The sequence below is a fragment of the Zobellia uliginosa genome (genome assembly GCF_018860745.1).
In the GTDB taxonomy this organism is placed as follows: Bacteria; Bacteroidota; Bacteroidia; order Flavobacteriales; family Flavobacteriaceae; genus Zobellia; species Zobellia uliginosa_B.
Map to the genome: position 1 here is coordinate 1 of NZ_JAHKPY010000003.1, position 12,021 is coordinate 12,021.

The 12,021-nt window shown below is 37.8% G+C and carries 9 protein-coding genes and 1 rRNA gene; 7 read left to right on the plus strand and 3 right to left on the minus strand.

The window, feature by feature from the left end; translation table 11 throughout:
- Nucleotides 1–72 precede the first annotated feature (72 nt).
- The 5 genes from rrf to KO521_RS03825 all read left to right on the plus strand — a co-directional run bounded on the left by rrf (nucleotide 73) and on the right by KO521_RS03825 (nucleotide 7,228).
- Nucleotides 73–182: ribosomal RNA gene (rrf, locus tag KO521_RS03805) — 5S ribosomal RNA — on the plus strand.
- A 255-nt stretch (nucleotides 183–437) separates the two neighbouring features.
- Complete coding sequence (locus KO521_RS03810; protein WP_215938590.1) at nucleotides 438–2,324, plus strand: family 16 glycoside hydrolase; 1,887 nt, start codon at nucleotides 438–440, stop codon at nucleotides 2,322–2,324.
- Between the two features lie 10 nt (nucleotides 2,325–2,334).
- Complete coding sequence (locus KO521_RS03815) at nucleotides 2,335–4,284, plus strand: sulfocyanin-like copper-binding protein (RefSeq protein WP_215938591.1); 1,950 nt, start codon at nucleotides 2,335–2,337, stop codon at nucleotides 4,282–4,284.
- Between the two features lie 45 nt (nucleotides 4,285–4,329).
- The gene (gene trhA, locus KO521_RS03820; RefSeq protein ID WP_252729845.1) at nucleotides 4,330–4,950 is read left to right on the plus strand and encodes a PAQR family membrane homeostasis protein TrhA; all 621 of its coding nucleotides are present in this window, start codon (nucleotides 4,330–4,332) and stop codon (nucleotides 4,948–4,950) included.
- A gap of 46 nt (nucleotides 4,951–4,996) precedes the next feature.
- A complete protein-coding gene (locus KO521_RS03825) occupies nucleotides 4,997–7,228 on the plus strand; it encodes a DUF7133 domain-containing protein (protein WP_215938592.1) in 2,232 nt (743 codons plus the stop codon).
- Nucleotides 7,229–7,236: 8 nt separating this feature from the next.
- On the opposite strand, the gene KO521_RS03830 is transcribed toward KO521_RS03825, so the two are convergent.
- From KO521_RS03830 to KO521_RS03840, 3 genes are read right to left on the minus strand one after another with little or no spacing between them, the layout of a single operon-like run.
- A complete protein-coding gene (locus tag KO521_RS03830) occupies nucleotides 7,237–8,052 on the minus strand; it encodes a DUF6503 family protein (protein ID WP_215938593.1) in 816 nt (271 codons plus the stop codon).
- A gap of 37 nt (nucleotides 8,053–8,089) precedes the next feature.
- Nucleotides 8,090–9,004, minus strand: coding sequence for a ThuA domain-containing protein (locus tag KO521_RS03835; RefSeq protein ID WP_215938594.1), 915 nt, complete (start codon nucleotides 9,002–9,004; stop codon nucleotides 8,090–8,092).
- Nucleotides 9,005–9,019: 15 nt separating this feature from the next.
- Nucleotides 9,020–10,036, minus strand: coding sequence for a LacI family DNA-binding transcriptional regulator (locus tag KO521_RS03840; protein WP_215938595.1), 1,017 nt, complete (start codon nucleotides 10,034–10,036; stop codon nucleotides 9,020–9,022).
- 336 nt (nucleotides 10,037–10,372) lie between these two features.
- On the opposite strand from KO521_RS03840, the gene KO521_RS03845 reads away from it, so the two are divergent.
- Both KO521_RS03845 and KO521_RS03850 read left to right on the plus strand, forming a co-directional pair.
- Nucleotides 10,373–10,576 carry a carboxypeptidase-like regulatory domain-containing protein gene (locus KO521_RS03845; protein ID WP_215938596.1) on the plus strand — a complete coding sequence of 68 codons (204 nt, stop codon included), beginning with the start codon at nucleotides 10,373–10,375 and terminating at the stop codon, nucleotides 10,574–10,576.
- A 17-nt stretch (nucleotides 10,577–10,593) separates the two neighbouring features.
- Entirely contained in the window at nucleotides 10,594–11,970 is a 1,377-nt protein-coding gene (locus KO521_RS03850; protein WP_215938597.1) for a Gfo/Idh/MocA family protein, read from the plus strand.
- Nucleotides 11,971–12,021: the final 51 nt, after the last annotated feature.

Below are 12,021 nucleotides of genomic sequence, written 5' to 3' on the forward strand. Positions count from 1 at the left end.
TAAAGGAAACGCTGTTTTTTTTATTCTTCTTAAACTGTCCCATTATTTTTATGTCATTATAATATTCAAAATTTAGGTGGCCATGGCGGCGGGGCCCACCCCTTTCCATTCCGAACAGGGAAGTTAAGCCCGCTAGCGCCGATGGTACTGCCAACAGGTGGGAGAGTAGGAAGCCGCCTTGCTTCGAGGTCCCGATCAGTTCAACTGGTCGGGACCTTTTTTTTTGGACTATAACGAAATGAGGATGACGAAGTCCACTGAAAATAACTTTCTTTTTTATTACCGCTCATTTAATTAATCCAACTTGACAAAAACTCGCTTAACGTATTAATTAGGTAGAGTTTTATATGAAATTGAGCAATATGTTATAGTAGTTGAACCAATTGATGTATTTAGATGCTGGGCTATTTTATATATTTGGATTCATACTATACCAAATGAAAATAAAATTTACCATTCTACTTTTGGGTGTTCTAGCATTTTCTTGTACCGAGAGGAAAAAACAAAAGGAAGTTGTCAGTAAAGACGCTCAGATTCATTCACTACCATTTCAAAAAATTGATTTAACTAGCTTAAGTGATTTCAAAGAGTCCACTGAAAATTGGCAAATAGTTGGTGGTGTTACGGTTGACCGTTCCAAAGAAAAAATATTGAACGTAATTGATGGAAATGGAGTTTTGGCCAATATTCCGGATGAAAATGCTAAAAAAAATTTAGTGACCGCTTTTGATCATGGTGATATAGAGCTGGAAGTGGATGTAATGATGCCAACAGGTTCTAATTCTGGATTGTATTTTCAGAATAGATATGAAATTCAGCTTTTTGATAGTTGGAAGGTTAATGAGCCAACTAGTGGCGACATGGGCGGCATATATCAAAGATGGGATAAATCTAAAGAGGCTGGTCAGGAAGGTTACGAGGGACATGCACCTAAAATAAACGCAGCAAAAGCCCCGGGTTTATGGCAGCATTTAAAAATTATTTTTCATGCTCCTAGATTTGACGATGCTGGTGAAAAAATTAAAAATGCTGAATTTGAAGAGGTATGGCTAAACGGTATTCTTATCCATGAAGATGTTGAACTCAAGGGTGCAACACGAGGGGGAATTTTGGCAAAAGAGGTGAGTATGGCTCCATTAATGATACAAGGGGATCATGGGCCGGTAGCATTTAAGAACTTAAAGTACAAGTTGTACTCGCATGATAGGTTGTCTTTTGGTGATATGAAAATGAAAGAATTTAAGTATCAAGATAAGACGATACCTAATGTAGATACTCTAGTTCCAATACGTGAAGTATCTACAGATACGTTGTCTGCATCTATGGCGATTGGGGATAAAGTGACCCGTATATTAGATTATCAGGGGCAATTAGTGGTGCCTACTTCTGGTGAATATATTTTTGATTTTAGATTAAATCAAGCCGGTGGACTGCTTATCATAAATAATGATACGGTTGTCAATAGAGATGGCAACTATATAATTGACTCAGCTGGGATAGCAAAGATTGCGTTAGTCAAGGGAAAAGTTCCATTCCGGTTAATATACAACAAACACAATCCCTGGGTAATTGGTTTTAGTTTGTATGGAGAAGGCCCTGGAATACAGAATTCAGCATTGCACGCACCCAGTTCCTTAGCAGGAAATAAGGCAGGTGTTAGCCGAAAGATAATGGTTGAGCCAGCTGATAAGGCGGTTACTCAACGAAGTTTTCTTATGCATAAAGGATTGAAGCGTACGCATTGTATTTCTGTGGGTACTCCGGAACAAATAAATTATGCTTATGACCTAAACACCGGAAGTTTGCTGCAGGCTTGGAGTGGAGAGTTTTTAGATGCTACTCAAATGTGGCATGCTAGAGGAATAAGACAATTAGGGGATCCCGTCGGTTTTGCAATTTCCTTTCACGGTACTCCTGAATTTTCTTCTTTAGCTTCTGAGGAATCTGAGTGGCCAAGTACCGTTACGGAGGAAGGATTACAGTTTTCTGATGGTTATGAACTGGGGAAAGATGGAATACCTTTATTTATTAGAAATCTAGGCTCTAAAATAGTTAAGGATAAGATTGAGCCTTCCTCAAATGAGCGTAAGTTGGTCAGAAATATATCTCTTATTGGCGATGGTATTATTTGGCATAAGGTAGCTTCTGGTGAAACCATAGAAAAACTTCCGGATGGTTCATATATAGTTAACGATGAAAGTTATTTTGTGGATTTTTCAGATGATAGTTTGGCTCCAGTAATTCGTAAATCGAATGGACAGGACGAGTTATTAGTGAAAATTCCAACAGGGGAGCAAAAGGTTGAATATAGTATCATTTGGTAAAAAGAAAAGCATGTCCACTTTATATAAAACAGTATTATTTTTAGTTCTATTTAGTAGTTATCAATTTGGTGCCGCACAATCTATAATAGCCAAAAAGGAGGCTCAATTTTATGATATTATAGATGTACCTATTCCAAAAGATGTTGTTCTAGAGGTTGGCGGCTTGGCGCTTACCGATGATGATAAACTGGGGGTTTCTACAAGAAGAGGAGAAGTTTGGGTAATTGATAAGCCCTATGGTAAGTCTCCAAATTATACCAAATTTGCTAGTGGTATGCATGAGGCACTCGGCCTTAATTACAAGGACAATAGTTTTTATCTCGCCCAAAGGGGAGAATTAACACGGCTTACTGATAGGGACAATGACGGTGAAGCAGATGTGTATAAAACCATTTATTCTTGGCCATTATCCGGTAATTATCATGACTACTCCTATGGTCCAAAATTTTTGGAAAATGGTGATATGTTAGTAACGTTAAACCTTTCATGGATAGGTCATGGGGCTAGTTTGGTAAAATGGAGAGGTTGGATGTTGCAGATTACGCCAGAAGGAAAAATGACTCCCATAGCAACAGGATTACGTTCACCTTCCGGATTTGTACTTAATGCTGCAGGAGATATTTTTTATTCTGAAAATCAAGGGGATTGGGTGGGTTCTGGTCGTATAACACATTTGGAAAAAGGAGATTTTGCAGGTAACCCTGAAGGTTTGGTTTGGAGCGGTGACCCTAAATCGCCTTTAAAATTAAAAAAAGAGGATATTGAGGAGCAGTCCGGTCTCAGTTTGTACGAGTACTCTAAAAAGGTACCTGAACTCAAAGCACCGGCAATATGGTTACCACATACAATTCTGGGAATCTCCACATCAGATATGATTTATGATACTACTAAAGGCCAATTCGGACCTTTGGAAGGGCAAATGTTTGTTGGCGACCAAGGCCATAGTAAGATTATGCGTGTATATATGGAAAAGGTAAATGGTGTTTATCAAGGTGCTGTTTTTCCCTTTGTAGAAGGTTTTTCATCAGGAATACTTAGAATGTTGTGGGGTAGCGATAATAGTATGTTTGTAGGAATGACAAGTAGGGGTTGGTCATCCACAGGTAAAAAAATGTTCGGGTTACAGCGGTTGAAATGGAACGGAAAAGTTCCTTTTGAAGTTAAAACTATGAAGGCCGAAGATGATGGGTTTCTGTTAGAATTTACAAAGCCTATAAATAAAAGTTTAGGAGCGGATGCATCTAGTTATGATATTACAACCTTCAATTATTTGTATCATAATACGTATGGAAGTCCAATTGTTGATCAACAAAAAGCCATAGTTACAAAGGCAGATATTTCTGAAGATGGTCTTTCTGTAAGATTGACGGTCAACGGAATGCGTTTAGGCTTTATACATCAATTGAAAATACCCGATTTAAAGGCTAAAAGTGGGGAAAAGCTTTTACACGATATTGGGTATTATACGTTGAACGAAGTTCCAGGAGGTACTTTAAAATCTACTCCTATTGAAAATACGTCGGGGAAAGACGGATTGGTTCAGCCTAAAAGAGTTAATGAAATGCCATTAACTTGGGTAAGCGGTCCGGATGAAAAAATAGTAATTAGTACTAAGCCAGGTCTAAAATATGATGTTACTGAGTTAAAGCTGAAAAGGAAATCCAAAGTAGCGATTACCTTTAGCAATAATGATGATATGCTTCATAATCTGGTGATTACCGAAAGAGGAGAAGAATCTGTTAACAAAGTTGGGGATTTGGCATTGCTTTTAGGTTTGGATGGTGCGGATTTAAATTATGTTCCGGATACGGATTTGGTTCTTGCTCACACCGGAATTGTTCAACCGGAAACAGATGAAACCATTTATTTTGATACACCTAAATTTGCTGGTGAATACTGGATTGTTTGTACCTTCCCAGGACATTCGGCTTCTATGAGAATTAAACTTATAGTAGAATAATTTAGTTCTGAATGTGCTAGTAGTTTTGCTTGCATAAACGAAAGTTTGATTTTTACTAAAGAAGAAAAATTTAATAGCGTCTCACATGGGCTTGGGGCGCTATTGGCTTTTGGAGGTATGATACTTCTTTTAATGAAAAATGGAAGCAAATCACCTTACGCCACATTTTCTATTTTATTGTATTCGGTAACCCTAATTTCTATGTTAGGTGTATCAGCAATATATCACCTTACCACAAATCCTTTGTTGAAAAATAAATTAAGAGTTACCGATCATATCAATATTTATTTTTTAATAGCGGGTACATATACGCCAATAGCTCTTATCACTTTAATTGAAGGAAATGGATGGCTAATTTTCTATACTATTTGGGGAATTGCGGTGATGGGTATGTTGTTTAAACTATTTTATACCGGTAAATATGAGTTTTTGTCCTTGGTACTTTATGCTGCAATGGGGTGGTTAATAGTGTTAGACTTTACTAGCCTTCTGAAAAGTGTTTCTGAGCAAGGTATTTGGCTTTTATTTCTTGGGGGCATTTTCTATACGGTCGGTATTTTTTTTTATGCTTGGGAGCGCATTCCTTTTAATCATTTTATATGGCATGTTTTTGTACTTGGTGGTGCTACTAGTCACTGGTTTCTTATGTATTTGTACATAGTTTAATGTATCTTTAAATGATATAATTATTTGCATAAAGTTTTCTTATAGAATGAAGTATTTGAAATTCCCTATTCTTTTTAGTACCCTTCTTATTTTATTGTCCAATTGTAATACTTCGTATGAAGAACCTCGCATTTCTTTGGAAGGCTATGAGGTTGAAAGTGGGTTTGAATTAGCTGTTATAGCATCAGAACCGCATTTAAAAGCTCCTGTTGCTATAGATTTTGATGATCAAGGTAGAATTTGGGTAGCTCAAATGCCTGGTTATATGAATGATATGCAGGGTAGCGATGAGACTAAACCTAATGGGAGTATTGATATATTGGAAGATTTGGACAAGGATGGTGTTGTAGACCATGTCAAGACATTTTTAGACAGTCTAGTTATGCCAAGAGCCTTGGCGCATGTTTACGGTGGACTTTTGTATTCAGAGCCACCATTCCTTTATTTTACTGAAATTAAAGATGATAAACCTGTTAATAGGGTTGTCGTAGATTCTATTTATGCCGTAGAAGGCAATCCAGAGCATCAGCCTAATGGTTTGATGATGAATACTGATAACTGGATATATAACGCAAAGTCCAATTTTCGCTATCGTCGGGTTAATGGCGTTTGGAAAAAAGAGGCAACTACTTTTAGAGGACAATGGGGAATAAGTCATGATAATTTCGGAAGACTTTATTTTAATGATAATTCAAGACAGTTGTTAGGAGATCATGTTCTGCCAAATGTATTGGTAAGAAATAAGTACTTTACGCCGCAACAGGGGGTAAACAGGATGTTAACAACCGATCAGCGGGTTTATCCTGTGCATGCTACAACTGTAAATAGGGGCTATGCAAAGGGGGTTTTGAACCAAGATAGTATTTTGGTCAAGGCTACGGCCGCTTGTGCTCCATTGGTGTATAGAGGAGGGGCTTTTCCACAAAAGTATGATGAGAATGTATTTGTATGTATACCTGAAGGAAACCTTATAAAAAGAAACCTGCTCACGTTTACAGGAGACTCTACCATTGCAAAACAAGCTTATGAAGGTAAAGAGTTTTTAACCTCTACGGATGAAGGTTTTAGGCCTGTAAATTTGAATAATGGTCCTGATGGTAGTATGTATATTACCGATATGCACCGAGGTATGATCGGTCATCACGCGTATTTGAGTCCATATTTGAAGAAGAAAGTAGAAGTGAACAAATTGGATACACTTGTAAACTTTGGGCGCATATTACAAGTAAGAAACGTGAATCAAGGTCATGAGCCGGTTCGTGACTTTAAAAAGTTAGGTTCTACGCAACTTGTTGCATTGTTAAAAGATAAGAATGGATGGGTTCGTGATCGTGCGCAACAATCGCTGGTATATCAACAACAAAAAGAATCCGTAGATGAATTAAAAAATCTAGTTGGTGATGCTCAAAATCCTTTAGCTCAATTACATGCACTATACGCGTTAGAAGGTTTAGGGGCTTTGTCGTATGATTTTCTTAGCGAGGTAGCCAGAGGTGGCACAGCCAACTTAACAGCGCATGCTCTTATACTTATAGAGCCATTTTTCAATAAGGCGGATATAGATAAAAGTGAAGCTTTGGTTACTGAGCTTTTAGCAAAGAATGATGTAACTGTAGACCTATACTTAAGTAGTGTTATAGGTAGTTTAGTTTCTTTGGACAAGGAACGGTTTATGCCTGTAATGGTGGAATTAAGTTCAAAATATGCTGAAAAACCAATTTTTGCGGAAGCTTTGGCTAGTGGAGTTCAAGGAGATGAAGGTGCGGTATCGGACGCTTTAAAGTCTAAAAACGAAAGACTCTCAAAAGCACTGGTGTTAAGCGAGGAAAAGAGAAAGGAAGACAAAGTCAATCCTATATTTGCGAGGAAGTCGTTAATAGAAGATACGAGAACTAGTGGTGCAAAAATGTTTTATGAGATTTGTGCATCATGTCATGGAGTTAACGGCCAAGGTATAGAAGGGCTGGCACCACCTCTAATGGGGTCGGAACATGTAGCGGATACAGAAAGATTAGGTCTGATTATTCTACATGGTCTTGAAGGACCTATTACGGTTAAAGGTGAACGTTACGATTTGAATCTGGCCATGCCTGGTCTAATACGCAATGAAGATATTTCAAACAAAGATATAGCTGATATTATCTCATATGTGACGAATGCATTTTCAGATGAGCCCAAACGATTGTCTATTGATAAGATTGAGGAGTTACGTAACACCAAGCCTGAAAGTGGAGCGGAATATACGGAACAAGAATTGCTGGACTTCTCTAAGAAATAGGTTTTGTATTAGTTTATTTCTTCGGTTTTGGCGTCTTCTCGTATTTCAAAAACAGTTGTATCCGCAATGGTATCTAGAAATTGAAAATCACTAACCAATCTAATATGGTTGGTGCTTTCTCCCATTTCGTTATTTTTCCATTCAAAATTTTCTAGTTTCGTAGGCATCATGATACCTTGAACCTCCTTGTAGTTAGAGTACACTTTGGCTGAATTTATTCCAGCATTATTCTTATCGAAAAATGAAACGGAATACGTAAGAATTTCTAATCTAGAAGTTTCCGGGTCTATATACAGGTAATAGATATCTTCTGGTGTAAGGCCTATTTCCGAGCCAAAGGTGATTTTTAGTGTTTCGTATGATTTTCCATTAACTAGAGAATTACCTTCATCGGTGGCGATTACTCCTGGGTCTTTTAGCAAAAAGGGAATCCCGATGAAATAAAAGTCAAGATTGTAGTAAAATGAAGCTGATTTACCTGGAATTTTGGAGGCATCTGGAAATGCCCAAGCTGTTTTTCCGTCAAAACCGACTTCAAAATCCTTTGATTTTAAGTAGGCTCTGCGGTCCTTTATATTCGTTAGTTGCTTTACTTCTCTACCTTTTTCATTAATAGTATAGCTCAAGGCGGTATAAGAATTCCATACATCTATACCGCCATGTGCGGCAATGCATCGATCAAGTAAACTTATGGTTTCGGTAGTATCTGTATTTGAAACAAGGGTACTGTCAGTTGTTGTTTTGGAGGAGTCCTTCTTTTCTTCCTTGCAGGCAATAGAAAAAAAGAAGGATAAGACCAATATAAAGAGATGTTTTGCTTTCAAAATTCTATTATTTTAGGCAAAATTACTCCAATGGAATCTATTTTCCTATTGGAGAGTCGTCACATTCAAGGTCGCCCACAACATATTGTAGGCCATCCAAGAAGAACTGGAGGAGCTCAGGGTGATCTAAGCTTTGTGCATTGTGAGAAGGTGAGCTGTAAAAAACGCGACCTTTACCATGTCTCTTGATCCAAGAAACATAGTTAACTTTTTCATCTACTTCCTTTTTCATACCTTCTAACTTATCTATTTCAATATAAAGTAAGGGTCTAAAATTATAATCAAAATAGGCATTGTTGAAAAAATAAGGCTCATCTACATGTGTAAGTCCATTCCCCTTAAAAGCTTGGACTAAAGGGTGTTTAGGGTCTACTTCCATAACATGCATTTCTTGTTGCTTAGGGTGGTAGTCAAAGCTTCCTCCCGTCATTTTACTAAACTCTTTAGAGTTGTTTTGAACCGTAATAGCTCCGTGCAGTATCATTAACCCGCCTCCGCTAGCCACGTAATTCAATAAATTGGTTTCATATTGTTTGGAAAGAGCAGCTATCTTATTATCGGAAAGGTTGGAATTCATTTGTAATAAGTCCCAAAATAAATCACGCTTTGGTCCTGATGGGTTGCAATTGTTGAAGACTACGGCATTGTACTTTTTCAGGCTGTTTTTTTCAAAACTATCAATATCATATGCTATGTGTATTTCAAACGCGCCTGTTTTTTTTCCTAAAATTTTCAGCATTTCGGCGTTATGCGGTATGGTCCAATGATCAAATCCCGTAGCCTTCGAAAAAACTAATATTTTCTTTTTGGATACATTTTTTACGGTAGTCTCAGAAGGCGCCAATTGTTCAATTTTGGCAAGCCATTCATCTGTAATTTTAAGCTCTTCAATATGCTGAGAAAAAATGAGACCGGAAACAAATAGAAATAGGGCAGTAATATTTTTCTTCATAGGTAACGATTGTGTTTAGATCTTGGTAGATTCTCTTATGATTAATTTATGTTTGATTAGTATTTGATCCGCAGACTGAATGTTGATAGACCCGCTCAAGTGACTGATTATACTTTGTCCGGCCAGCATACCCATTTTATAACCAGGGTATTCAATAGTGCTCAAGTTGGGAGAAATAACCTCAGAGACGGGGTCGTTATTGAAACCAATAATTTTTATGTCCTCAGGAATTTTGTATCCTTCCTTTTTCAATTCTTTTATACAGTGTACCGCAAATGTATCGTTCGATACAAAAATACCATCTACCTTATGTTTGGAGTCTCTGATGCGCTCAACAAATTTCTGTACATTCTCTATACTTAGGTCACTTTCGTATAAGTTCTCTTTGTGAAATTCTATAGCATTTTTGTGTAGCGCCCTTTGATATCCGTCAAACCTGTCAGCATAAACGTTACGCTTTAGGCTACCGCTTATATGAACTATATTTCTGCAGCCCTGCTGAATCAAATGTTGGGTGGCATCAAACCCTGCGGCATGGTTGTCTATAGAAATAGTAGGGCAATTTGGTAAATCACATACCCTATCAAAAAATAATAAAGGAATTTTTCTATCCGTATAGGTGGTAAAGTGATCAAAATTCTCTGTTTCGTAAGCAAGTGAAACCAATAAGGCATCAACTCCGCTATCAAATAGAGTTTTTGCATTCAACTTTTCTTTTTCCTCGGACTCTAAAGACTGACTAATAATTAAGTTATAGCCAACATCATTTGCAATCTTTTCAATACCGGATAAAACGGTAGACATAAAGTTGGAATTCAATTTAGGAACTATAACTCCTATAGTATTTGATTTTTGCTTGCTAAGATTTGCAGCGAACTTGTTCGTTCTATAGCCTGTTTCCTTGGCTACTAATAATACTTTGTCTTTTGTCTTCTGGCTAATTGCCGGATGGTCGTTTAAGCTCCTGCTGACGGTAGCAGGAGAGATGTTAAGTTTCTGTGCCAGGTCATATATGGTTATTTTTTTCGTCATTTAGTTAGTGCAATGTTAGTGCAATGTTAGTGCAACAAAATTACGTAACAAATTGAAATAAACAATAAAAATTGAATTTTTGTCCTGAAAATAAAGTTTTTATTGTCTATGTGTGCCAATTCTAACGTTGAAACCTAAATGATTATAAGTATATGTGTAATTTATTTATGTAATCGGTTGCGCAATATATAATATTTTATAGTTTTGTTTTAAGTCAACCAGATTTTAATAATCCAACTCAATTTAATTTGCGCTCTATGAAACAACTATTAAGCCATTTTAAGCTCTTTAAGCGAACGCCACTTCTACTTGGCACTCTTGTAATATTGTTCGCTAGTGGCAGTAGCTCAAAAAGACTTCACCGTGACGGGTACCTTGATTGACGATTTTAACGTACCATTGCCCGGAGCTTCTGTAATAGAGAAGGGTGCCACTAACGGGGTGTCTACAAATTTTGATGGTACTTTAAATGCTGAGGAGGCAGAAGCGTACTGGCAGTCGTTCGCAAAACAGAACCAAGTAGAATTAATCAATAAATAGAAATACCGAATACCACGATGGAAAGAAGAAAATTTATAAACAGAACAGCTTTAAGTACCGCCGCTTTAGTAGGTTTTCCTAGTATTGTACCGGCTCATGTTTTGGGTAAAAATGCACCCAGTAATAAAATAAACATAGGTCAGATAGGTTGTGGGCGTATTGCTAGGAGCCACGATATTCATGATACAATCAGGTTTGATCAGGCAAATTATTTAGCCGTTTGTGATCTTGATTCCAAGAGAGCGGCAGACGCTAAACTTTTGGTAGATGGTTTCTATCAGAAAAAAACGGGCAAGGCTAAGTATGACCGTACAAAGGTTTATGATGATTATAGAGAAATGCTTTTGAATAAAGATATTGATGCCGTAGTAATTAGTACACCGGACCATTGGCATTCGCAACCCGCTATGGAAGCTGCTTTGGCGGGAAAAGATATTTACCTTCAAAAACCTACATCCCTAACGGTTAGGGAGGGACAGCAATTAAGAGATGTTATTCAGAAAACGGGTGCCATTCTTCAGGTAGGAACACAGCAACGTGCCATGCCTCAATTTAGAATTGCGGCAGAATTAGTGAGGAATGGGCGCATTGGCAAAATACATACCGTAAAAATTGGTTTGCCCGGTGATCCTGCAGGTCCTGAGGCACCTGCAATGCCCGTGCCGTCAAACCTGAATTTTGACATGTGGTTGGGGTCTACTCCAGAAGTTCCTTATACGGAAATTGGGGTGCATCCTCAAGCCGACTATAGCAGACCGGGATGGTTGCGCTCACGAAATTATGGAGCGGGGATGATTACCGGTTGGGGTCAGCATCACTACGATTCTGCCGCATGGGGTATGAATACAGAATTAAGCGGACCAGTATCCGTGGAAGCTCTAGCAGAATTTCCAAAATCGGGATTATGGAATGTACATGGAGATTTCTTCGTGAAGCATGAATATGATAATGGTATTACCGTTTACACCAGTGGCGGCTATACCAACGGAATCCGTTATGAAGGTTCGGATGGATGGATTTTCGTCTCTCGTGGTTCGTATCAAGCTTCGGCTACAGACCCAGTGGATAAAGAAAAGAGTAATAAAGCGTTAAACGCTTCGGATCCTAAAATTTTGGAATCCGTAATCGGTGAAAATGAAATCCATTTAGAAAAAATTGATGACCAACATGGTAACTGGTTAGATTGTATCAAAACCAGAAAAGCCCCTATTTCTCCTATTGAAAAAGGGCATAAGGCTTGTGCTATTTGCTTGATTAGCGATATAGCCATGCAGTTTGATAGAAAACTGGAATGGGATTATGATAAAGAAGTATTTATTAATGATGATGAGGCCAATGCTATGTTGCGCCGCGAGCAAAGAAAACCTTACGGAACGGATACCGTAAAGTATTAAATTAGGAAAAGCCCGTTCATTGCGAACGGGCTTTTTAAACCGCTCACAAAA